This window comes from Streptosporangium sp. NPDC020145 (assembly GCF_040631275.1).
Lineage (GTDB): Bacteria > Actinomycetota > Actinomycetes > Streptosporangiales > Streptosporangiaceae > Streptosporangium.
In genome coordinates this window covers 85605-108211 of sequence record NZ_JBEXZT010000018.1, presented here as the reverse complement: position 1 = coordinate 108211, position 22607 = coordinate 85605, and the positions used below count along the sequence as shown (strand labels likewise).

Sequence of the window (22607 nt, the reverse complement as noted above, 5' to 3'; positions counted from 1 at the left end):
CCTAGCCGCCGTTCTCCATGCCGGCCCGCCGCCACAGTTCCTTCGCGGCGGCGCGCAACTCCTGCTTGGAGTACCGCGCGCCTCTGACCTCGACCGGCACGCCCGCCTGGCGAACGATCCTCCGGATCTCCCCGGGCGGGGTTCCCCTCCACCACAGGATCGCCCGGTCGGCGGCGAGTTCGACGCCCGCGTATCCCGTGTCGGCCCCTCCCTCGGCACGGTCACGGATCTTCTTCACCACCTTGAGGTACGGCTCCTGCCTCCGCATGGTCGCGCCGTCCTCCGGCGAGGGGACGGCGGGGGCCGCCACGGGCCGGGGAACGGGCTTGACCTCGCCGTTCTGCGCCGAAGCGGTTCCACCTGCCAGCATCAGCGGGGACAGGAGGGCAAGGATCGCGCCCTTCGTCACGATTGATCTGATCTTCTCGCGCACGTGTCCTCCGAGAGGGGGATGACCCACGACGCGGCCGGGGAACGCCGGTCACCGTGGGCGCGTGGGCGGCCGATCACACATCAGCCTGGCCCTGTCGTATCACCGGGCGGGCGGCGCAGAAAGAGATCCGATGACGTGGTGGATGACCGTAAGGAGCCGTAACCAGGCCGCATGCCGCCACGAGGTCGCGTCCACGGGAGTGGTGGACGAGTACGGCCGGGCCACAGGTGTGCCGCCGGATGTGACGGACGGCTGTTCGGCGGCGGTGTCACGCCTTTCACTCCGCGACGGCGACGTAGCGCCAGGTCCTCAGGTGTGCTTGGGGTTCGGAGAGGTCGAGCTCGACATCGGGCAGGACGCGCCGGATTCGTTTGGCCATTTCCTCACTCAGGAAGTGATGGTGCAGGTCGAGGTGGCGCAGGTGGGTGAGAGGCTGGCCGCTGAGCAGGGCTTCGGCTCCGGCGTCGCTCAGTTCGCCCATGGCCAGGCTGAGCGCCTCCAGCCGGGCGACGACCGGCGCCGCGGCGACGGCGGCGGCCACCTCGTCCTGGATCTCACTGTCGCGCAGGCCGAGTCGGCGCAGCGCGGGCAGACCCGCCCCGGACAGGACTCCCTCCAGGTCGTTCACCGTGGCGCCGCCGCCGTACTCGGTGACGCCGAGCCACAGCTCCAGATGTTCCAGCGCGGGCAGGTCGCACCGCCCGAGTGCGCGCACGACCTCACCGGGCAGTCCGCCGGTCTCGAATCGCAGGACCTTGAGGGAGGCGTGCCGTACAGGGCGCAGCCGCAGGCCCTCGCTGCCGCGCACGTCCAGCCGTTCCAGGAGGGGGAACGCCTCCAGGATCGGGGTGATGTCGCCCTGCTGAATCCAGGAGATCTGATAGTCGGGCTCGACGAAGCCGAGGAACAGCGAGCGCAGCCGGGGTAGCCGGTGGGCGTTGGCGACGAGCACGGCGGGGGCGTTCCGCGCGCTGATCCCGGCGACCACGATGGCCTGGATCCCGGAACCGTCGACGGTGGTGAGCAGTTTCTCCAATCCCTCGGTGAACCCGGGGCCGTCGGCCTCCTCGTACATCTCGCCGCCATGCAGGGGCCAGGCGAAACACGAGGGGTCGGGGACGGTGTCGCGGCCGGTGAGCATACGGAATCCGGCGACGGGCAGCCCGGCGTAGGTCTCGCGGTGGCCGCCCATCCTGTCCCAGCGGTAGAACCCGTCCTCATGGAGGAACCTCTCGCCGGGGTCGCGCGGGTCGGCCGCTCTTTTTCCGGGGTAGAGCGCGTCGAGATATCTGTCGTACTCGTCCTTGTCGACGAACATCTCGTTGCCATCGATGAACATGCGGCGTCCTCGGTCGGGGTGTGAGCCTCTGTCCTACCAGGCGCGGGTGACAGTCTCAGGAGTGATCATCCGCATCCGAGTCGTACACCCCTTCCGTGGACACGACCCGCCACGGCTCGGTGGCGTGCTTCGGCCCGCGTCGCCGTCGCGGTGTCCGCGTGTCCTCCCGCGCGCCGTCCGCCCCCGGATTCCACAACCGATCTTTACCGATGAGCAAAACGGTGTTGGTTTTCCATGGTTACTCGATCATGTCAATTTCTCATGGGTAGCAGCCATATGTTCGCCGCCTCGACGGCCCGCCCACCGGCTGCGATCGGCACGCCGGGCGGTTGACACGTCTTCGGCGCTGGGGATTGTGAACCGTTCCAAACAGGTGGGTCACAAGGAGGTTCCGGATTCGTTTTCGGGATTGCCCTGCCGGGAAAATCCCTCTAAATCCATTTAAATGCGATATGGGGATGTAGTTCGAGGTCGTGTGGTGTTAGCGGCGGCGATGGGGGCGCTGGTCGCGGGAGTTCTGGGGGGCCTCGCGGCCCGGCTGCTGATGCGCGGGGTCGCGGTCGCCGTGGGCGTGGACACCTCCTTCACCCTGGTGGCGACGGTGATGATCACCGTCGTCTTCGTCGTGCTCGCCGTACCGGCCGCGATCACCGCGACCGCGCGTCCGGGCATCAGGCGCGGCGGCAGGTGGGTGACCGTGCTGGTCACCGGCTGGACCTCGGCCAGGACCGGGTTCGCCGACGCCAAGTCCATCCTGCTGGCCGAAGAGGAGCAACTGCCGGTGCTCGCGGCGCTGGCGGTGGCCTTCGCGGCGGTGGTCACCGCCCACGGGCGGTTCGCGCAGTGGCTGACCCGCCGCCTGGCGACCTCGGGGGAACCCGCGAGGCCGTACGCGGCGAACCTCGGACACCCGGAGCCGGGGGCGGAGTTCGCCGACGGCGAGGCCTTCATCCGGGGGTCCTGCCAGAGCCCCGCCCCGCCGGCCCGTGGGACCGGCGGTCACTGAGCCCGTCAGCCTCCGGCCGCGACCCGCGCCTCCTGGAAGCGGGTGATCCGTACCACGACGATGGCCAGCAGGGCGGCGGCCAGCAGTGTGGGGATCCAGGTGAACGGGTCGAGGCCGAACCCGACGAGCGCGCCCACCTCCTCGGGCGGGCGCCCGGCGAGGCTCAGCAGCGCGACGGACGACAGCGGGACCACCCAGAAGGCCAGCAGCCACGCGATCCACCAGGCCCACACCAGCCAGGAGTGCGGCTGCCTGCCGATGCTCTCCCCTCGCACGCCGCCGGGGCGGGAGGCGGCCCAGACGTCGTCCACGATCTGTTTGGGGATCCACCACCCGACGACCGGCAGCGCCCACCCGAGCACGATGAAGATCTTGAACCAGCGGTGCGGGACCCGGGTGAGGGACTCGGCGTTCAGGCGCGCCCGTACCAGCCAGACCAGGAAGACGACGACCAGACCTGCCCTGACCAAGGCTCTGGAGGCCGTCAGGGCGACCAGGAACGCGGAGTTCGACAGCAGCGGGAGGGCGCCCTCACCCACGACCTCGACGACGGTGGCCAGGGGGTCGGCCGCCACCGCCCAGGCGGCCCCCACGAGGGTGTCGAGGCCGAGCAGGGTCAGTACGGCCGTCGCGAGCCCTCTGACCGGCCGCAGCGGGCGGGGCGGCGGAGGGAAGGCCGTCTCCGCGGGCAGCGGCCAGTGATGAGGGCGTGCGGGAACGGGTGCCCCGGCCGTGTCACCGCGCATCGCCGCCCTCCAGGTGATCAACGGAACCGACGGCCAGTATTCCGCACCACATGATGGCGACATACAGGATTTTCCTCATCGCATATCCGCACATTTTCGCGACACGCATGGTGATAGCGGACAAGGGCATGGGTCGTAACGCCCGAGTAGGGCAGGGTTAGGGGATACCGATCTACGGGAGTGATCCATGAACGCGGACTTGGACCTGGAGCGGCTCGCGGGCGGAGCGCACCACGATCCGCACTCGATCCTCGGCGCGCACCCGGGGGCCGGTGGCGTGACCGTCAGGACGCTGCGGCCGCTGGCGGAGAAGGTCCAGGTCGTCGTGGACGATCACATCCATGACATGGAGCACCTGGCCCACGGCGTCTTCGCGGTGACGATTCCCGGTCTTGACAAGATCCCCGACTACCGGTTCCTGGTCACCTATCCGGGCGCGGAGCCGTACGAGATGGCCGATCCCTACCGGCACTGGCCGACGCTGGGCGAGGTGGACCTGCACCTGATCGGCGAGGGGCGCCACGAGCGGCTGTGGGAGGTGCTCGGCGCGCGGGTCATGCGGCACGAGGACGTCGAGGGTACGGCCTTCGCCGTCTGGGCGCCGAACGCGCGGGGCGTCCAGGTGATCGGCGACTTCAACCACTGGGACGGCACCGCCCACCCGATGCGCTCGCTGGGCAGGTCCGGGGTCTGGGAGGTGTTCGTCCCCGGCCTCGGCGAGGGCGAGCGCTACAAGTTCAACGTGCTCGGCGCCGACAGCGTGTGGCGGGCCAAGGCCGACCCGATGGCCAGGCGCACCGAGGTCCCGCCCGCCACGGCCTCGGTCGTCGAGCGCTCCTCCTACGAGTGGCACGACGAGGAGTGGTTGCGCGGGCGCGCGGCGGCGGACGCGCTGAAGGAGCCGATGAGCGTCTACGAGGTGCACCTCGGCTCGTGGCGGCCCGGCCTGTCCTACCGGGACCTGGCCGTCGAACTGGTCGAGTACGTGGTGGACATGGGGTTCACGCACGTGGAGTTCCTGCCGGTCGCCGAGCATCCGTTCGGCGGCTCGTGGGGTTACCAGGTGACCTCCTACTACGCGCCCACGTCCCGCTTCGGCGGCCCGGACGACTTCCGGTACCTGGTGGACAGCCTGCACGCGGCGGGCGTCGGGGTGCTGGTCGACTGGGTGCCCGCGCACTTCCCGATGGACGACTGGGCGCTGGCCAGGTTCGACGGCACCGCGCTCTACGAGCACGCCGACCCGACCAGGGGCGAGCACCCCGACTGGGGCACCTACGTCTTCGACTTCGGCCGCAGGGAGGTGCGCAACTTCCTGGTCGCCAACGCGCTGTACTGGCTGCGCGAGTTCCACGTGGACGGGCTGCGGGTGGACGCGGTCGCCTCGATGCTCTACCTGGACTACTCGCGGCGCGAGGGCGAGTGGCGGCCCAACGAGTACGGCGGGCGGGAGAACCTCGACGCGGTGGCCTTCCTGCAGGAGATGAACTCGCTGGTCTACCGGGACCAGCCGGGCATCGTCACCGTGGCCGAGGAGTCGACCGCGTGGCCCGGGGTCTCCCGGCCCGTGCACCTGGGCGGTCTCGGCTTCGGGTTCAAGTGGAACATGGGCTGGATGCACGACACCCTGGCCTATCTGGCGCACGAGCCGGTCTTCCGGCAGTACCACCACCACCAGATGACCTTCTCCCTGATGTACGCCTTCTCGGAGAACTTCGTGCTGCCGCTGTCGCACGACGAGGTGGTGCACGGCAAGGGGTCGCTGCTCGGCAAGATGCCCGGCGACGAGTGGCAGCGGTTCGCGAACCTGCGCGCGCTCTTCGCCTTCATGTGGGCCCATCCGGGAAAGCAGCTGCTGTTCATGGGCGGTGAGTTCGGGCAGGGGTCCGAATGGTCGGAGGTCCGAGGTCTCGACTGGTGGGTGCTCGACTTCGACGGCCACAAGGGGGTGCAGCGGCTGGTGCGCGACCTCAACCGGATCTACCGGGAGACGCCCGCGCTGTGGACCCGGGACGACACCCCGGACGGTTTCCGCTGGATCGACGCCGACGACGCCCAGGGGAACGTTCTCTCCTTCCTGCGTCTGGCCTCCGACGGCTCGGTGCTGGCCTGCGTGGTCAACCTCTCCGGGGCGCCGCACGAGGACTACCGGCTGGGGTTGCCCCTTCCCGGCACCTGGGAGGAGGCGCTCAACACCGACGCCTACGACTACGCGGGCAGCGGGGTGGGCAACATGGGCGCGGTCGAGGCGGTCGAGGAGGAGCGGCACGGGCTGCCGTACTCGGCGCGGCTGCGCGTGCCGCCGCTGGGCGCCGTCTGGCTCCGGCACGACGCGCCGTCGGAGAGTCCCGCCGCGGAGAGCCCCGTCGCGGAGGCGGCCGGGGAGGCCGTGAAGAAGACCTCCGGGAGGAAGGGCGCCGGGAGGACCACCCGCCGCTGAGGGTTCCTTGACCGACGGGACAACCGCCGGGTCAACGTCACAGGAAGATTTTTTCGGTCGGGCCTGGCCGGTCACGCAGCGTGTGACCGGCCCTTTTCCGTTCAGGCCGGGTTCGCCAAGGCTTCCGTGAACCTTAAATCCGCCTTATATCGGTCAGCGAGCCATTGACCGCCCACGAAGGAGAACCTACGCTCTGGAAACTAATAGGAAACTTTCCTATGAATTCGGGGGCTAGGAACTCTTTGACCTGGAGCGACCCTTGCGACGAATGACCATCGGCTCCTTGATCGCAGCCACAGCGCTGATAGTCCCGGTGGGGATCGGGATGGGCAGCGCCACGGCCGCCACCTCCGCCACCGCCGTCTACACCACCACCTCCGACTGGGGCACCGGCTTCCAGGGCAACGTGACGGTGAAGGCGGGCTCGACCGCCCTGACCAGCTGGAAGGTCGAGTTCGACCTCCCCGCCGGCAAGTCGATCGCGTCCGCGTGGGACGCCGACATGACCAAGAGCGGCAGCCACTACACCTTCGCGAACAAGTCGTGGAACGGTGCGCTGGCCGCGGGTGCCACGGTGAGTTTCGGCTTCACCGGATCCCCCGGCGGAGTCTCCGGTGTGACGAACTGTAAGTTGAACGGTGCGCCTTGTGAGGGCGGGGACGCCACCCCGACGCCCACGGTGACGCCGACCGTCACCCCCACCGTGACGCCGACCGTGACGCCCACGGTCACGCCGACCGTGACCCCGACCGTGACGCCCACGGTCACCCCCACCGTGACCCCGACCATCACGCCCACCGGCCCCGCCGGGGACAAGAAGGTCGTCGGCTACTTCACCGAGTGGGGCGTCTACGGCCGTAACTACCACGTCAAGAACCTGGTCAGCAGCGGCACCGCGCCGAAGCTGACCCACCTGCTCTACGCCTTCGGCAACACCGCCGGTGGCCGTTGCGCGATCGGCGACGCCTACGCCGACTACGACAAGTCCTACGGCCCCGGTGAGAGCGTCGACGGCGTCGGCGACACCTGGGACAACGGCGCCCTGCGCGGCAACTTCGGCCAGCTCCGCAGGCTGAAGAAGATGTACCCGAACCTCAAGGTCATCTACTCCTTCGGTGGCTGGACCTGGTCCGGTGGCTTCACCCAGGCCGCCGCCAACCCGCAGGCCTTCGCCGACTCCTGCTACAACGTCGTCAAGGACCCGCGTTGGGCTGACGTCTTCGACGGCATCGACGTCGACTGGGAGTACCCGAACGCCTGTGGCCTGACCTGCGACACCAGCGGCCCCGACGCCTTCAAGAAGGTCGTCTCCGCGCTGCGCGCCAAGTTCGGCTCCAGCGCCCTGGTCACCGCGGCGATCACCGCTGACGGCGCCGACGGCGGCAAGATCGACCTCGCCGACTACGCCGGTGCGACCCAGTACCTCGACTGGTTCATGCCGATGACCTACGACTTCTTCGGTGGCTGGGACGCCAAGGGCCCGACGGCTCCGCACTCGCCCCTGACCTCCTACCAGGGCATTCCGAAGGAGGGCTTCAACACTGACGCCGCCATCCAGAAGCTGAAGGGCAAGGGCATCCCCGCCAGCAAGCTGCTCATCGGCATCGGCTTCTACGGCCGTGGCTGGACCGGCGTGACCCAGTCGACCCCGGGTGGCACCGCCACCGGTGCCGCTCCCGGCACCTACGAGGCCGGCATCGAGGACTACAAGGTCATCAAGACCAAGTGCCCCTCCAACGGCACCATCGCCGGTACGGCCTACGCCTTCTGCAACGGCCAGTGGTGGAGCTACGACACCCCCGCCACCATCACCAGCAAGATGGCCTGGGCCAAGAGCCAGGGCCTCGGTGGCGCGTTCTTCTGGGAGACCAGCGGAGACACCCCCAACGGTGAGCTGATCACCGCGCTCTCCAACGGCCTCAAGTAATATTTCGGACACTCGGCCCTCCGTGCGCGACACGCCGCGGGGGGCCGAGCCATGTCCGGCCCCGAGATGAACTCGGGCTGAAAAGATCCTTCAAATCCGGTACGTGCTATTCACTGGCGACAAAGCAGTATTTAAACTCCGTATCGCATGATCAGCAGCCGGAGCTGTCCTTACCCCCGGAGGACGTGTGCGACTTCGAGCCCTCGTGGCCCAGGTGATCGTGCTCGGCGTCGTTTTCTGCGTCGTTTTCTGTGGGACCCCCGCGGTACCGGCCCTCGCCGAGGAGCCACCGGCGGAAACGGTCCAGACGACACCGGAGCCGGAGAAGCTTGAGGCCGGGCTCGTCTCCGACGAGGACGGCGCCCGCGCCATCGTCGAGCTCGCCGTCCCCGCGCAGGCCGAACAGGTCGCGGGCGAGGCACGGCTGCTGCCGGAGACCGACGTCGTGCTCCAGCCCCAGGACACCTCCTTCATCGTCGTGCAGGGCACCGGTGAGTCGCTGGCCGAGCTGGCCAAGGACCCCCGGGTGGTCTCCATCCGCAGGGACCGCACCTACTCCCCCAGCTCGCTCGCCTCCGGCCTGACGCTCGTCGGGGCCGACCGCGCCCACGCTGAGGGAGCCGACGGACGCGGCACGACGATCGCGATCGTCGACACCGGGATCGACGCCGCCCACCCCGCCCTGGGGAGCAAGGTCGTACGGCAGGCCTGCTTCTCGGTCGTCGACGAGGGCGTGCGCTCCCTGTGCCCGAACGGGCAGGAGGCCGACACCTCCGAGCGCGCCGCCGACGCCGCCACACCCGTCTGTCTGGACGGCCAGGTCAACCTGTGCGAGCACGGCACCCACGTCGCGGGCATCGCCCACGCCGTCGCTCCGGGAGCGGACATCGTGGCGCTCCAGGTCTTCAGCCGTGTCGACGACTGCGGGGCCGGTGAGCCCTGCGTCACGGCCTACGAGTCCTCGCTCCTGCTCGCCCTCGAATACCTCACGCGGCTGAAGGACACCGTCCCCGGCCTCGTCGCGGTCAACATGAGCCTCGGCGGCGGTCTCTACGGCGCCTCCTGCGACGGCGAACCCGAGGTCCAGGAGATGAGGGGACGCCTCGGCGCGCTGCTCGCGAAGGGCGTCGCGACCGTGGCCGCGGCCGGGAACGAGGGCTCCCCCGGCGCCGGGGTGCCCGGCTGCCTGTCCGGCGCGGTGACCGTGGGCGCCACCGACGACGCCGACCGCGTCCCCGACTGGTCGAACCACGGCTCCGTCCTCGACCTGTTCGCCCCCGGCGTCGACGTCGACTCCTCGGTCCCCGGCGGCAGGACCGAGATCTACAGCGGGACCTCGATGTCCACCCCGCACGTCACCGGGGCGCTGGCCGTACTGGCGCAGCGGGCCGCGGAGACGGGCGCGGACGCCTCGGCGGGCGCGCTCACCGGCAGGCTCACCGCCGCGGGCCGCCCGATCGTCTACGACGGGGTCGCCGTCCCCCGCCTCGACCTGTACGGCGCGCTCACCGGCGCCGCCCCCTCCCCCGGGGTGACCCAGAACCCCGGCGACCCGGGTGACCCCGGCCCCGGAGACCCGGGAGACTCCGACGTTCCCGAGGAGCCCGGCGACGACCCGAGCCCCGAACCCGGCACCCCGCCCGTCGGGCCGACCCAGGCACCCGTCCCGATCCCGCTGCCGACGGTGACCGTCACCGTGACCGTCACCGCCGACCCGGTCGATCCGCCCGCCGTCGCGGCGCCTGTCAGGCCCACGATGTGCGTGCGCGGAACATCGAAGAAGACGCTGAGCGCCGCGAAGTGGGCCGCCGAGTTCGGCACGGGCAAGGGCACGCTGACGGACGCGACGCTCCGGTGCTATCTCGGCATGGTGGGCAAGGCCAGCAGGGTCTTCCCCGAGTTGGGCGGGGCCTCGACCCCGGCCGCCGCCCGCCGGGTGCTCAAGCCCGCCAAGCGGACGAAGCGGACGGTGTTCGAGAGCGAACTGCTGGCGGCCTGGCTGAACTGGGCCAGCGGCTCCGTCAACCTCACCGCCAGGGTGAACGAGACCACGTCGGTCGGGGACGCCCTCACCACGGCGGAGGCCAGGCGGCTGCGGGGGTCGTTCCCCTCGGCGTCGGCCTCACTGCTGGGCAGGCACGTCAACGCCCGCCGTACCTGACGCCCCGGCGCCGGTTCGGAGAGGTTCGCCGCCACAGGACCCTGTCGCCAAGACGTCGCTTAGGGTGTCAAGCATGGATGCGACCAAGGTGATCATCGACACCGTCGACCGGTTCAGGCAGCGGCGGACCGCTCCGCTTGTCCTTGAGCTCGACCTCACCGAGGGGCTCTTCGAGGGGCCTCCCGCCGACCCTCTGGGCGCGATCCTGTCCATGCGCAAGACGCGGCTGGCCGACGTGCTCTCCGGTCTGCGGCGCGCGGCGAAGGACCCCAGGGTCAGGGCGCTGATCGTCAAGGTCGGCACCCGGCCCATCGGCCTGGCGACGGTTCAGGAGCTACGGCGGTCGGTGACCCGGCTCAGGGAGGCGGGCAAGCTGACGGTGGCCTTCTCCGAGACCTTCGGGGAGTTCGGCGCGGGCACCGTCCCCTACTACCTGGCCACCGCCTTCGAGAAGGTCTACCTGCAGCCCTCCGGTGACGTCGGGCTGACCGGCGTCTCCCTCGAACAGCGCTTCCTGCGGGGCGCGCTCGGCAAGCTCGGCGTCGAGTACCAGATCGGCCAGCGACACGAGTACAAGACGGCCGCCAACACCTTCACCCAGGACCGCATGACCGACGCCCACCGCGAGTCGCTGGGCCGCATCACCGAGTCGGTCGTCGAGCAGGTCGTCGCGGGTGTCGCCGAGGGTCGCGGCCTCGAACCCGCCAAGGTCAGGGAGCTGATCGACCGGGGGCCCTTCATCGGTGCCGAGGCGGTCGAGGCCGGGCTCGTCGACCGGCTCGCCTACCGCGACGAGGTCTACGACGAGGTGCGCAGGGCCGCGGGCGAGGAGTCCCTGCTGCTCTACGTCGGCCGTTACGCCAAGGGACCGATCGCGGGCAAGCTCCCGCAGCCGGGCGGCCAGACGGTCGCCCTGGTGCACGGCAGCGGCCCGATCCGGCTGGGCCGCAGCGGGCGCAGCCCCCTGGGCGGCGGCGAGGCGATGGGGTCCGACACCGTCTGCGCCGCGTTGCGCGCCGCCCGGCGCGACGAGCACGTCAAGGCCGTCGTCTTCCGGGTGGACAGCCCCGGCGGGTCCTACGTGGCCTCCGACGCCATCTGGCGTGAGGTCGTGCTCACCCGCAGGGCGGGCAAGCCCGTGGTCGTCTCGATGGGCGACGTCGCGGCCTCCGGCGGCTACATGGTCTCGATGTCCGCCGACGCGATCGTGGCCCAGCCGGGCACGCTCACCGGCTCCATCGGCGTGTTCGGCGGCAAGGCCGTCATCGGCGGTCTGCTGGACAAGATCGGTGTCTCCACCGAGTCGGTCGGGGAGGGCGCCAACGCCGGGATGTTCTCCTCGACGCACGCCTTCTCCGAGGCCCAGTGGGAGCGGATCAACGTCTGGCTCGACCGGGTCTACGACGACTTCGTCAACAAGGTGGCCGAGGGGCGCGGCCTGTCACGGGAGCGCGTCCACGAGCTGGCCAGGGGCCGGGTCTGGACGGGCGCCGACGCCCACGAGGGCGGGCTCGTCGACGTGCTCGGCGGCCTTGAGGACGCCCTCGCCCTGGCCCGGCGCAAGGGCGGTCTGGCCGAGGACGCCCCGGTGCGCGCCTACCCCCGGCTCAACCCGATCGAGCGCCTGCGCCCGGCGGACTCCAGCGAGGACAAGGCCGCCGCCATGACGCGGCTGCGCCTTGAGTCGTGGGGGCCGCTGGCCCACCTGGCCGCCGAGCTCGGCCTGCCGTCCTACGGGCCGCTCATGCTTCCCGGGTCGTGGACGATCCGCTGAGCCGTACCGGCTCTCCGTGGCCCTGCCACGGACGGGCGAACGCCAGGGCCAGGGCGGCCAGTGCGAGAGCGACCAGCATGACCGCGGCCGTCGGCGTCGGGCTGTCCGTCCCGAACAGGCCCGCCAGCGGGGAGGCGGCGGCGCCCAGCACGAACTGGGTGCCGCCGAGGAGGCCGGAGGTGGCTCCCGGGGCGTCGTGGCCGAGGGCCTGGACGATGGTCGTGCTCGCGGGCAGGACGAGGCCGAAGCCGACGATGACCAGGAAGAAGCAGACCCAGGTGACGACGAGCCCGCCGCCCGTGGTGAGGAGCACCACGAGCAGTACGGCCGTCGCCGCCAGGGCGGTGCCCAGGCCCACGGTCAGCAGGGCGTTGATCCTGACCCGGGAGGCGACCCGCCCGAAGACGATCCCGCCGACCAGCATGCCGAGGGCGTTGACGGCGAAGATGAGGCTGTACTGGGTGGGTGAGACGCCGTAGACGTCCTGGAACACGAACGCCGAGCCCGCGATGTAGGTGAACAGGGCCGCGCCGCAGAAGGAGGAGGTGAGGACGTACCCCATGAGGGCGCGCCTGCCGAACAGCCCGGCGATGGCCCTGAAGGTGGTGCCGACCCCGCCCGAGTGCCTGCGGGAGGCGGGCAGGCTCTCCGGCGCCCAGGCCAGGACGCCCAGCACCAGCAGGACGCCGAAGCCCGCGAGCGCCGCGAAGACGACCCGCCAGGAGGCGACGCCGAGGATGGCTCCGCCGAGCACCGGGGCGGCGATCGGGGCGAAGGACACGATCACCGACAGGGTCGCGAAGTGACGCGGGGCCTCGGGAGTACCGTGGAAGCGGTCGGTGAGGACGGCGCGGCCGACGACCATGCCCGCCGCCCCCGCGACGCCTTCGAGCAGGCGGGCGACGTTGAGCACGTCGACGTTCGGGGCCAGCGCGCAGACCAGCGAGAACACCGTGAACAGTGTCGCGCCGCCGAGCAGGACCTTACGGCGGCCGACGGCGTCGCTGACCGGGCCGAGCAGGATCTGCCCGACGGCCAGGCCGATGAGGAAGGCCGTCATGGACAGCTGGACCGACGACTCGGTCGTGCCGAGAGACCGGACCAGCCCGGGGAAGCCGGGGACGTACATGTCCGTGGCCAGCGGGGCGACGGCGCCGAGGGCGGCGAGCACGACAAGCAGCCGTCCGACGTGTTCCGGCGGCCGTTCACCGGTCGCTGCGTCTGTCACTGCGTCTGTCACTGCGTCTGTCACTGTGTCTGTCGCTGTGGGGGCGGCGAGAGGGGGGTCCTTGGGCATGGCACGAACTGCTTTCTCGCCACCGGGCGAACGTGACGCCGCTACGATGGGCGACATCGGCAACAGGTAGTTAACTAGTTAACGGATATAAGTAGTTTATAGGTTAACGAATTGGAGGGCTCATGCAAGCCCCCGCCCAGCAGGTGTACGAGCGGTTGCGGCAGATGTATCCAGGCCTCGACACCTCCTCGATGGAGGTCGTCGGCCCGCTGAAACGGGTTCAGGCGCTGCTCGACCTGGCCATCGAGCCACTCTTCGCCGGTGCCTCGGTGACCTCCCCCGAGCTGGACGTGCTGCTCCGGCTGAGGTACGCCGAACAGCCGACGATCGCCAGGCAGCTCGCCAGGCAGATGAGCCGCTCCCCCGCCGCGCTGAGCAAGACCCTGGCCAAGCTGGAACGGCGTGGCTACATCAGCCGCACCGCCAACCCCGCCGACCGCAGGGCCGCCCTGGTCCACCTCACCGACGAGGGCAGCGAGGTCGTGAACACGCTGTTCCCGCAGCAGCTCGCCGTCGAGGTGCGCCTCCTCAGCGGCATGACCGCCCAGCAGCGAGCCCAGATCATCGAGGGGCTCACCCAGCTGGTCAAGGTCATGGAGGCGGGCCTGCGCGACATGACGGCCCCCTGAACGCGCCCCCGGTACGGCGGGCTCAGCCGCCGGCCGGGCGGTAGCGGGCGCGTAGCCGTACGAGAGGGGTCAGGCCGGGGGTGACGTAGTCGACGGCCAGCACCCTGGCGACGAAGAGCGTGTGGTCCCCGGCGGGGACGACCTTGATCGTCTCGGCCTCCAGGGCGGTCACGCCGCCGTCCACGACGAGTGCCTCGCTCAGCTCGCCCCGGTGGTGCGGCGTTCCGGCCAGCAGGAGCCGGGCGCCGGGACGGCCCGCGGTGGCGAACCGGCTGGCGATCGCCTTCTGCCCGCCGGACAGCACACTGGCGGCCCAGCGGTCGCGGCGCAGCAGCAGCTCGTTGAGGTAGCCGCCGCTGTCCATGCTCACCATGACCAGCTGCGGATCGAGTGAGACCGAGGTGAAGGTGCCGACGGTCGCCCCCACGTCGTCGCGCTCGTCCTTCACCGTGACGACCGTCACGGCGGTCGGCACCTGTCCCATGGCCTCGACGAACTCGTTCATTGGTCAATCATGGCGAAAACGGCGCACGGCCCGCGCCGCGGGGCGGCACGGGCCGTGCTGGAGGACCGGCGGGGTCAGGCGAGACCGTTCTGGGTCAGCCAGTCCTTGGCCACCGTGGCGGCGTCGGCCTTGTCGATCGAGACGCGCTTCATCAGCGTGAGCAGCCCGGCGGTGTCGAGCTTGGCGGAGACCGCGTTCAGCGTGCCGGTGACGGTCTCGTTCACCCCGGCCTTGTTGACCAGGGGCGCGACGTTGCCCGCGCCGAAGACGTGCTTGGTGTCCTGCAGCGAGATCAGGCCGTTGATGATCACCTTGGGGTCGGTGGTGAAGACGTTGCCGACCTCGATGGTGCCGTCCTTGATGGCGTCGGCGGTCGCGTCACCGGTCTTCTTCCACTCCTTGAACTCCAGGCCGTAGGCCTCCTTGAGGGCCTTCTCCTGGCGGGTCTGGAACTCCGGCGGGCCGCCGACGGTGTAGTTCTTGGCGACCTTGGCCAGGTCCTCGATCGTGACCAGGCCGACCTTCTGGGAGAGCTCCCTGGTCACGGTCAGCGAGTCGCTGTCCTCGGCCGCGGCGGGTTCGAGGACCTCAAGCTCGGCGGGGAGCTTCTCCTTGAGCGCGGCGACGACGTCTTCCTTGCTCTTGGCGGTCGCCGACTTGTCGATGAAGGCGAGCAGCGAGCCGACGTACTCCGGCAGGATGGTCAGGCCACCGCTCTTGACCTGCCCGTAGAGGACCTCACGGCTGCCGATGTTGAGCTTCTTCTCGACCTGGACGCCCTTGGCCTCAAGGGCCTGGGAGTAGATCTCGGCGAGCAGGACGTTCTCCGGGAAGTTCGCCGAGCCGACGACGACCTTGCCCCCGCCACCCCCGGTCGCCGGCGCGGCCCCGGAGTCTGCCGGGGTCGGGGAGGTGTTGGTGAGCGGATCACCGCCACCGCACGCGCTGAGTGTGAGCGCCGCGGCGAGGGTGACCACCACGGTGCTGAAAAGGCGCTTCATCGTGCTTTTCCCTTCTAAGGCGGGAGGTAAAGGTGACATTACCGTACGGCGTTACGCCGCCTCACCCCCGGTGAGACCACCAGTCTCTGGATCAGGACGAAGACGAGTTGGACGAGCAGGGCGAGCAGCGCGACGAGCACCGCCCCGGCGAGGGTGCGGGGGTAGTCGTTGGTGGCGAACCCGTCGACGACGTAGCGCCCCAGGCCTCCCAGTCCGACGAAGGCGGCCACGGTCGCGGTCGCCACCACCTGGATCGCCGCGAGCCGCAGGCCCAGCAGGATCAGCGGCAGCGCGACCGGCACCAGCACCCGCCCCAGGACCTGGCCGCCGCGCAGGCCCATGCCGTACGCGGCGTCCCTCAGGTCGGGGTCGACACCCCTGACGCCCTCGTAGGTGTTGACGAGGATGGGCGGCACGGCCAGCGCGACCAGCGGGATCAGCACCGGCAGGTCGGTGCCCAGGCCTGCCAGCAACACGACCAGCACCAGCAGGCCGAGCGTGGGCAGGGCGCGGGCGGCGTTGGCGCTCAGCACGACCAGCAGCGCCCCCCTGCCGGTGTGCCCGATCCACAGCCCGAGTGGCAGCGCCACCAGCATGGCCAGCAGCAACGCGACCGCGGAGAACTGCAGGTGCTCGGCCAGCCGTACCGGGATGCCGTCGGAGCCCGACCAGTTGGCCGGGTCGCCGAAGAAGTCGACCAGCCAGTTCATGTCGTCCCCCTCGCCCGTGACCACGGGGTGAGCAGCCGCTGGGCCAGCACGAGCAGCGCGTCGGCGATCGCGGCCAGCAGCACGACCAGCACCACGCCCACGATGATCGGGGTGTAGAACTGCCGCTGCCAGCCGTCGATGAACAGGTAGCCGAGACCGCCCCTGCCCACCAGCGCCCCCACGCTGACCAGGCTGATGCTGGAGACCGCGGCCACGCGCAGCCCGGCCAGCACCACCGGGACCGCGATCGGCAGCTCGACCAGCAACAGCCTGCGCAGCGGGGTGAAGCCCATGGCGACCGCGGACTGGCGCACGTGGTCGGGAACCGAGCCGAGCCCGTCGACCACCGCCGGGATGAGCACCGCCAGCGAGTAGAAGGCGAGCGGAACGATGACCGTCGCCCTGGTGGCCAGGCCCGTGACCGGGATGAGCATGACGAAGACGGCCAGTGAGGGAAGCGAGTAGGTCACGTTCATGACGCTCATGGTCGGCTGGTAGATCCCGCGCCAGCGGACGCAGGCCAGCCCGAGCGGGAGCGCGACGAGCAGCCCGACGACGATCGGCACCAGCGACATGACGACGTGATCTTCGAGGAGGGACTGGATGGAGGGCCAGTTACGCCCGATCCAGTCCCAGCGGACCAGCGGCTCCTCACGCATGGGCGCCCCCGGCGACCCGGTCGAGCGCCTCGTTCAGCGCCTCGCGGGTGACCACGCCCTCGGCCCGCCCGGCGTCGTCGACCGCGATCGCGCACCCCGACGGGGACAGCAGTGTCGCGTCGAGCGCCGCGCGCAGCGAGTCGCGCCCCCTGACGAACGTCCCGTACGGCGCGGGCCGCACGTCGGCGAGCGTGCCCGAGGCGGGCAGGTCGGCGACCTTGACCCAGCCGAGCGGCCTGCCGTCCTCGTCGAGCACCGCCAGCCAGGGATCGGCCGCGGCGCGCAGGCCGGCGACCTCGGCGGAGACGGGCGCGGTGAGGTCGGTGCGCAGCCGTACCTCCTGGCCGGGGACGAACGACAGGCGCCTGATGCCCCGGTCGCGGCCGAGGAACTCGCGGACGAAGTCGTCGGCGGGCCTGGACAGGAGGGTCGCGGGGTCGTCGAGCTGGGCGAGGTGGCCGCCGACGCGCAGCACGGCCACCCGGTCGCCGAGTTTGACGGCCTCGTCGATGTCGTGGGTGACGAAGACGATGGTCTTGTTCAGCTCGGCCTGCAGCCGCAGCAGCTCCTCCTGCAGGCTGGTGCGCACGACGGGATCGACCGCGCTGAACGGCTCGTCCATCAGCAGCACCGGCGGGTCGGCCGCCAGCGCGCGGGCGACGCCGACACGCTGCTGCTGCCCGCCGGAGAGCTGGAAGGGGTAGCGCTCGGCGAGCCCGAGGTCGAGCCCGACCCGTTCGAGCAGCTCCATCGCGCGGTCGCGGGCCTTCTTCCTGTTCCAGCCGAGCAGGTGGGGCACCGTCGCGACGTTGTCGACGATCTTGCGGTGCGGGAAGAGGCCCGCCTGCTGGATGACGTAACCGATGCCCCGGCGCAGGGCCGGTGGGTCGATGGTCGTGACGTCGACGCCGTCGAGGAGGACACGGCCCTCCGACGGGTCGATCATCCTGTTGATCATGCGGAGTGAGGTGGTCTTGCCGCATCCTGAGGGGCCCACGAAGACCGTGATCTCGCCCGTCGGCGCCTCAAGGCTGAGACGGTCGACGGCCACGGTCCCGTCGGCGTAGCGTTTGGTGACCCCGTCAAATGTGATCATGCGCAACCCCATGCTTCTCGGCAGGGCCGCGGCCCCCCTGCCACAACCGCCCCATGATCTGTCCGACCGACAGCCTACGGTGGCCCTCCGACATTCGACCCCGTCCCCCCGGCCAAGTCATCCGGGATCGTGAGATATCGAGCAAAAGAGCACTCAATAGTGCCCAGAATCTCGGCGTCTCACCACGATTACCCATATCGTGGACATCGACCCCTCCAGTCACACGTACCACGGGCTTTTCGCCCTCGCTTCTCACCACGACCCCAGAGGAACCGGTCTCGTGAACCAACCGATCCTCGGTCAGCGCTCGCGCGGCGAACTGATTACCGAGCTCTATGACACACACGCCGCCGGGCTGTTCGCCTACTGCCACGACCAGCTGGGCGATCCGGGGGCCGCGGGCACGGCGCTGGCGGCCGTCTTCGCCACCCTCACCTCCTCTGGCGCCTCCACTCATGCTTCCTCGGGCGCCGTCTCCGACGCACGGCCGCCGCGCGCCGCGCTGTACGCGCTCGCCCGCCGCGAGATCCACCAGCGGGACGTCGTCCACGCCGCCCCGCTGCCCGGCGCCGACCCGGTCTCCCTCTTCGTCGACCGGGTGCTGCACGACCTGCGCCCGCACCAGCGCGAGGTGCTGTACCTGTCCGGCGTGTGCGAGATGGACACCGCCGAGCTGTCCTGGGTGCTCGACGTGGCCGCCGACACGGCCGACGAGCTGACCGTGAGCGCCTGCCGCCGCTTCGCCCAGTCCCTCCAGCTCGCCCTGGTCTCTGCCAGGGTCCCGGCCCACCTGGCCGACGCCTTCGGCGCGCTCGGTGTGGCCCCGATCAGGGACGTGCTCGTCCGCGCCCCGTGGGCCGTCCCCCCCGCCGGACTGCGCGCGGCCGTTCTGGGGCTCCCCGGCGCGCCGGCGCTCCCCCCGGCCTCCCCCACGCGGACCCCGGCGCTGCCGGTCTCGCTCAGGCCCCTGTGGCCGACGCCGCCCGCCTGGCCGCTGCCGCTGGCCGACACCGACGCCCTGACCAGCACCAGCGTCTTCGCCACGCCGGAGCTGCCGCCGCCCTTCTCCCCCGCGGACTTCTTCCCCGCCGCGCCCGCGCGGGACAACTTCCCCGACCCCTTCTCCCCGCCGGACCCCGACGTCGTCTCCGCGCACGAGGCGACGACCGAGCCGATGCCCAAGCTCAAGGACTCGGTGCTGAGCGCGCTCGACGAGATCGTCCCGCGCACTCCCCGGCGCAGGCTCCAGCGGCCCAAGCCGCGCGGGGCGAAGCCGCTGCCCGCCCCGATCCCGGGGGACGTGCTCGACGACGCGCCCGCCACCCGCCATGAGGGCGCCGCCGAGGACCTGTTCCAGCCGTTCACCCCCGAGCCGAGGCCCAGGCAGCACTCCGACAAACTGGTCGCCGCCGCTCCCAGGGAGACGGCCCCCGAGGACTTCGCCGCCTTCGAGGCCTCCGGGGTCGTGACGCCGCTGCCCGGCTGGCCGCTGCGGGCCGAGGAACTGGACGCCGCCGCCCCGGTCCTCCCCGAACCGGAGGCCGTACGGCCCGCCCCGGCCGGCTGGCCGCTGCGGACCGACGAGCTGGGCACCGTGGAGGCCTCTGTGGACTCCTCGGACTTCACGGACTCCGGGGACCGTGCCAGGCACGCGAGGAGGCCGGGCCGGAGCGCCAGGAGAACGGGCGCGCACCGCGGCGCGCACGCGGAGCAGCCCGGCGACGACGCCCCGGCCCGCGCGCCCCTCCCCGAGGGCCTTCCCGAAGACCTTTCCGGCGTACCGGACTCCCCTCGGGAGATCCCCGCAGAACCCGAGACCGCCGGCGTCTCGGAGAAGGCCCCCGCCACACGCCTGTCGCGGCTGGGCGGGAGGGCACGCCGCAGGCGCGGGCAGGCCAGGCGGGGCGGGCAGCGCCACGACTGGGCGTGGGAGCTGTTCGGCTTCGTCATCTGCGTGGTCTGCGTGGCGATCGCGATGCTCGTCTTCTTCGCGATGCCCACCCCGCTGACGCCCTGACGCCCGGCCCGGCGCCCTCAGTGGTCGGGGAAGGCGAGACGGACGGTGCCCGAGACGTGTGTTCCGAGGCCGATCTGTCCCAGGACCCGCACCGTGAGCCTCTCGCCCTCACGGGACATGACGGTCCCGGTGAGGGCCAGCGTCTCCCCGGCGTGGGCGGGAAGGCCGAGCTTGACGTTGATCCCGCGGACCAGCGCCTCCGGTCCCGCCCAGTCGGTGACGTACCGCTCGACGAGGCCCATCGTGGTCAGGATGTCGAGGAGGCCGCCCTCAGGGCGGTCACGGTGCGGCGGGGCGAGGCCCGCGGTCGAGGTCAGCGTGATCGTGGCGGTGGGCAGAAGGGTTCCGACCTCGACGAACGCCGCCTCCTTCCCGGGAGGCCCGCACCTGCGAGCCGACTCGTCATCCTGCTGGCGGTACGTCACACACGACGGCATACCGATACCCACTTCTCCAGGTGGGCGGCCCACGACGCCGCCACCGCCCACACACCTTCCGGCAGTTACCACCACCGTCCTCCCGGCGCCGGGGGTCACGGCGCACGGCGAGGCCGCGGGTCCTCGCCGTGACAACCGCGCTCCCGCGACGTGCCACGCCGTACGGCCCGGCGGCCCGGTCGGTGGGGGAAGGACCGCACCCGACGCGTCCCGCCCCCGGCACACCCTTCCAGAAGGCGTCCCGCCCCCGGCACACCCTTCCAGAAGAAGGCGGTCCCGCCTTTCCCCCTGCCTTCCGGAGGGTACGGCTCGCATGTGTCGGGCTGGTTTTTCCCTCCCCAGGGCGAAAATCCAGTACCCGAGGACTTCCGCGCAGTGGGGTAGAACCAATTACATTTTTCACCCCGCCCCATACCTGCCCCATGATGACGACAGGGCTCCATAACACGCGTGACATGTGGAGACAGAGATCCCCTGTAACTGACAGATAACCCACCGGAGCGGGCTAAGGTCAGATAACGTGTTCTCATGCGTACCCCGCGTGCGGCCGTGGGTCTCCCGGTCGCCCCGCGCCCCGGCGGAGCCCCGGCCACCGGCGGCGCCGGACCGGCCACGATCGAGGGGGCATCCGGCATGCAGAGCGAACCGCACCCGAGCGGTGTCCGCGCGAGAAGCCAGCACCAGCGCCGAAGGCGCATCGTCCAGGCCGCCGCGGCCCTGGCCTCCCTCGGCGGCGTCGAGGCCATGCAGATGCGCACCGTCGCCGAGCGCGCGGGGGTCGCCCTCGGCACGCTCTACCGCTACTTCCCCTCGAAGATGGACCTGGTCGTCGCGGTCGTCAGTGACGAGATCGACCTGATCGAGGGCAGCGTCGAGCGCAGGCCCCCGGCCACGACCACCCCCTCGGGCCGTGCCGTGGACGTGCTGATGCGCGCGACCCGGGGTCTGATGCGCGAGCCCGAGCTGGCCGACGCCCTCGTCCGTTCGCTGATCATGGCGGAGATCGACACCCCGTTCGCCGAGCGGGTGACCGGCCTGCTGCTGCGCGTCTCCGGGCACGAGCCCGACGCGCGGACGGTGACCGAGGAGCAGCGCGTCCTCGCGGGTTCGCTGACGAGTGTCTGGGTGCACGAACTGCTGGCGATGCTCAGGGGGCAGCGGACCTACGACCAGGTCCAGCGTCATCTGGAGATCACCGCCACCCGGCTGCTCGCCGATTTCCCCGCCCCGCCTTCACCCTGAAGGCCGGCACGCGTTACTGTCGGCGAGGCGAACAGACTAACGTTCTAGAGCGACGCGCCGGGAACCCCCTGGACCGTGGAGCCGCCGGGACGACGCCGACAGACAGGGAGCGCCGCCGTTGAAATCCCTCCGCAGGCCCTACAGCGAACAGCGTCCGACCGACATCGGTGGCGGGGTGTGGAGCGTGCCCGTGCCGATCCCCGGCAACCCCCTCGGATACACGTTGATCTACGCGATCGAGTCCCCCGCCGGGCCGGTGCTGGTCGACGCGGGCTGGAACCACCCCGACGCCTGGCTGGCCCTGCGGGACGGGCTGGCCGCCACGGGCATGGACATCCGCGAGGTCAGGGGGGTCGTCGTCACCCACTTCCACGCCGACCACGCCGGACTCGCCGGTCAGGTGCGGCAGGAGTCCGGGGCCTGGATCGCCATGCACGAGGCCGACGCCGAGCTGGTCGGGACCATGCGCGAGGCCGAGGAGGACGCCCAGCGCACCGAGCGGGCCGGGATGCTGCGCCGGGCGGGAGCCGGCGCGGCCGAGATCGAGGCGGTGACCACCGCCTACCGTCCCGAGCCCCCCGCCGCACCGGACAGGACGCTGCGCGACGGCGACATGATCGACATTCCCGGGCGCAGGCTCCGCACCGTCTGGACCCCCGGTCACACCCCGGGTCACGTCTGCCTGCACCTGGAGGACGCCGACCGGCTCTTCACCGGGGACCACGTGCTGCCGGGCATCACCCCGCACATCGGCGTCTACCCCTACGACCGGACCGACATGGACCCGCTCGGGGACTTCCTGGCCTCGCTGGAGAAGGTGGCGGAGCTGGGACCGCTCGAAGCCCTGCCCGCCCATGAGTGGATATTTCAGGACACGGCGGAGCGGGCGCGGGCGATCGGCGCGCACCACGAGGAGAAACTCACCTCCCTGGTGGCCCTGCTGGCCGAGGCGGGCGAGCCGCTCACCATCTGGGAGATCGCCTCACGGATGACCTGGAAGCGCTCCTGGGACGACCTGCCCTCCATGCTGCGCGGCATGGCCGCCGCCGAGGCCGCCGCCCACCTGCGTGCCCTTGAGGTGCGGGGCCGGGTCCGCCGTACCGCCGAGGGGGACCCCAAGGAAGATATGGTGCGCTTCGCCGTACACTCATAGACATCCGATGTCTGAGCGTGACCAGGGAGGACGAA

General features: G+C 70.9%; 19 protein-coding genes. 9 read left to right on the top strand and 10 right to left on the bottom strand.

Annotated elements, in window-relative coordinates; all coding sequences use genetic code 11:
- Position 1: 1 nt before the first annotated feature.
- Positions 2-433, bottom strand: coding sequence for a hypothetical protein (locus ABZ463_RS27880; RefSeq protein WP_362780514.1), 432 nt, complete (start codon positions 431-433; stop codon positions 2-4).
- Between the two features lie 277 nt (positions 434-710).
- Positions 711-1772, bottom strand: coding sequence for an STM4015 family protein (locus tag ABZ463_RS27875; protein ID WP_362780511.1), 1062 nt, complete (start codon positions 1770-1772; stop codon positions 711-713).
- A 478-nt stretch (positions 1773-2250) separates the two neighbouring features.
- On the opposite strand from ABZ463_RS27875, the gene ABZ463_RS27870 reads away from it, so the two are divergent.
- The gene (locus tag ABZ463_RS27870; protein WP_362780509.1) at positions 2251-2778 is read left to right on the top strand and encodes a hypothetical protein; all 528 of its coding nucleotides are present in this window, start codon (positions 2251-2253) and stop codon (positions 2776-2778) included.
- A gap of 5 nt (positions 2779-2783) precedes the next feature.
- Here ABZ463_RS27870 and ABZ463_RS27865 read toward each other — a convergent pair whose 3' ends face one another.
- Positions 2784-3524 carry a DUF4328 domain-containing protein gene (locus tag ABZ463_RS27865; RefSeq protein ID WP_352015168.1) on the bottom strand — a complete coding sequence of 247 codons (741 nt, stop codon included), beginning with the start codon at positions 3522-3524 and terminating at the stop codon, positions 2784-2786.
- 187 nt (positions 3525-3711) lie between these two features.
- On the opposite strand from ABZ463_RS27865, the gene glgB reads away from it, so the two are divergent.
- From glgB to sppA, 4 genes are all read left to right on the top strand, one after another.
- On the top strand, positions 3712-5964 hold the full coding sequence (glgB, locus tag ABZ463_RS27860; RefSeq protein ID WP_362780507.1) for a 1,4-alpha-glucan branching protein GlgB: 2253 nt from the start codon (positions 3712-3714) through the stop codon (positions 5962-5964).
- A gap of 283 nt (positions 5965-6247) precedes the next feature.
- Positions 6248-7891, top strand: a complete 1644-nt coding sequence (locus ABZ463_RS27855; protein ID WP_362780505.1) for a glycosyl hydrolase family 18 protein — start codon at positions 6248-6250, stop codon at positions 7889-7891.
- A gap of 187 nt (positions 7892-8078) precedes the next feature.
- Positions 8079-10052 carry a S8 family serine peptidase gene (locus ABZ463_RS27850; protein ID WP_362780503.1) on the top strand — a complete coding sequence of 658 codons (1974 nt, stop codon included), beginning with the start codon at positions 8079-8081 and terminating at the stop codon, positions 10050-10052.
- 73 nt (positions 10053-10125) lie between these two features.
- Positions 10126-11826 (top strand): signal peptide peptidase SppA, encoded by a 1701-nt coding sequence (sppA, locus tag ABZ463_RS27845; RefSeq protein ID WP_362780501.1) that lies wholly within the window; start codon positions 10126-10128, stop codon positions 11824-11826.
- On the opposite strand, the gene ABZ463_RS27840 is transcribed toward sppA, so the two are convergent.
- Entirely contained in the window at positions 11795-13054 is a 1260-nt protein-coding gene (locus ABZ463_RS27840) for a multidrug effflux MFS transporter (RefSeq protein ID WP_352015163.1), read from the bottom strand. The genes sppA and ABZ463_RS27840 overlap by 32 nt on opposite strands.
- A 191-nt stretch (positions 13055-13245) precedes the next feature.
- Between ABZ463_RS27840 and ABZ463_RS27835 the strand changes: the two genes are divergently transcribed.
- Positions 13246-13752, top strand: coding sequence for a MarR family transcriptional regulator (locus ABZ463_RS27835; protein ID WP_352015162.1), 507 nt, complete (start codon positions 13246-13248; stop codon positions 13750-13752).
- 22 nt (positions 13753-13774) lie between these two features.
- Here the strand turns inward: ABZ463_RS27835 and ABZ463_RS27830 are convergent, their stop codons facing one another.
- The 5 genes from ABZ463_RS27830 to ABZ463_RS27810 all read right to left on the bottom strand — a co-directional run bounded on the left by ABZ463_RS27830 (position 13775) and on the right by ABZ463_RS27810 (position 17723).
- A complete protein-coding gene (locus tag ABZ463_RS27830) occupies positions 13775-14257 on the bottom strand; it encodes a flavin reductase family protein (protein ID WP_352015161.1) in 483 nt (160 codons plus the stop codon).
- Positions 14258-14331: 74 nt separating this feature from the next.
- Positions 14332-15258 (bottom strand): ABC transporter substrate-binding protein, encoded by a 927-nt coding sequence (locus tag ABZ463_RS27825; RefSeq protein WP_362780498.1) that lies wholly within the window; start codon positions 15256-15258, stop codon positions 14332-14334.
- A gap of 38 nt (positions 15259-15296) precedes the next feature.
- Positions 15297-15968, bottom strand: a complete 672-nt coding sequence (locus tag ABZ463_RS27820) for an ABC transporter permease subunit (protein ID WP_362780496.1) — start codon at positions 15966-15968, stop codon at positions 15297-15299.
- Positions 15965-16627: an ABC transporter permease gene (locus ABZ463_RS27815; protein ID WP_352015158.1), complete on the bottom strand. Its 663-nt coding sequence runs from the start codon at positions 16625-16627 to the stop codon at positions 15965-15967. The genes ABZ463_RS27820 and ABZ463_RS27815 overlap by 4 nt, the downstream gene beginning before the upstream one ends.
- The gene (locus ABZ463_RS27810) at positions 16620-17723 is read right to left on the bottom strand and encodes an ABC transporter ATP-binding protein (protein WP_362780494.1); all 1104 of its coding nucleotides are present in this window, start codon (positions 17721-17723) and stop codon (positions 16620-16622) included. The genes ABZ463_RS27815 and ABZ463_RS27810 overlap by 8 nt, the downstream gene beginning before the upstream one ends.
- A 280-nt stretch (positions 17724-18003) precedes the next feature.
- On the opposite strand from ABZ463_RS27810, the gene ABZ463_RS27805 reads away from it, so the two are divergent.
- On the top strand, positions 18004-19740 hold the full coding sequence (locus ABZ463_RS27805; RefSeq protein WP_362780491.1) for a hypothetical protein: 1737 nt from the start codon (positions 18004-18006) through the stop codon (positions 19738-19740).
- Between the two features lie 17 nt (positions 19741-19757).
- Here the strand turns inward: ABZ463_RS27805 and ABZ463_RS27800 are convergent, their stop codons facing one another.
- Positions 19758-20165: an acyl dehydratase gene (locus ABZ463_RS27800; protein ID WP_352015155.1), complete on the bottom strand. Its 408-nt coding sequence runs from the start codon at positions 20163-20165 to the stop codon at positions 19758-19760.
- A 645-nt stretch (positions 20166-20810) separates the two neighbouring features.
- On the opposite strand from ABZ463_RS27800, the gene ABZ463_RS27795 reads away from it, so the two are divergent.
- On the top strand, positions 20811-21419 hold the full coding sequence (locus ABZ463_RS27795; protein WP_352015209.1) for a TetR family transcriptional regulator: 609 nt from the start codon (positions 20811-20813) through the stop codon (positions 21417-21419).
- A 118-nt stretch (positions 21420-21537) separates the two neighbouring features.
- Positions 21538-22572, top strand: a complete 1035-nt coding sequence (locus ABZ463_RS27790) for an MBL fold metallo-hydrolase (protein WP_352015154.1) — start codon at positions 21538-21540, stop codon at positions 22570-22572.
- Positions 22573-22607: the final 35 nt, after the last annotated feature.

Bases quoted from the DNA above. Each gene is read 5' to 3' on its own strand.
- ABZ463_RS27830 (WP_352015161.1), bottom strand. From the start codon at position 14,257: ATGAACGAGTTCGTCGAGGCCATGGGACAGGTGCCGACCGCCGTGACG.
- sppA (WP_362780501.1), top strand. From the start codon at position 10,126: ATGGATGCGACCAAGGTGATCATCGACACCGTCGACCGGTTCAGGCAG.
- ABZ463_RS27810 (WP_362780494.1), bottom strand. From the start codon at position 17,723: ATGATCACATTTGACGGGGTCACCAAACGCTACGCCGACGGGACCGTG.
- glgB (WP_362780507.1), top strand. From the start codon at position 3,712: ATGAACGCGGACTTGGACCTGGAGCGGCTCGCGGGCGGAGCGCACCAC.
- ABZ463_RS27865 (WP_352015168.1), bottom strand. From the start codon at position 3,524: ATGCGCGGTGACACGGCCGGGGCACCCGTTCCCGCACGCCCTCATCAC.
- ABZ463_RS27815 (WP_352015158.1), bottom strand. From the start codon at position 16,627: ATGCGTGAGGAGCCGCTGGTCCGCTGGGACTGGATCGGGCGTAACTGG.
- ABZ463_RS27795 (WP_352015209.1), top strand. From the start codon at position 20,811: ATGCAGAGCGAACCGCACCCGAGCGGTGTCCGCGCGAGAAGCCAGCAC.
- ABZ463_RS27835 (WP_352015162.1), top strand. From the start codon at position 13,246: ATGCAAGCCCCCGCCCAGCAGGTGTACGAGCGGTTGCGGCAGATGTAT.
- ABZ463_RS27825 (WP_362780498.1), bottom strand. From the start codon at position 15,258: ATGAAGCGCCTTTTCAGCACCGTGGTGGTCACCCTCGCCGCGGCGCTC.
- ABZ463_RS27820 (WP_362780496.1), bottom strand. From the start codon at position 15,968: ATGAACTGGCTGGTCGACTTCTTCGGCGACCCGGCCAACTGGTCGGGC.
- ABZ463_RS27875 (WP_362780511.1), bottom strand. From the start codon at position 1,772: ATGTTCATCGATGGCAACGAGATGTTCGTCGACAAGGACGAGTACGAC.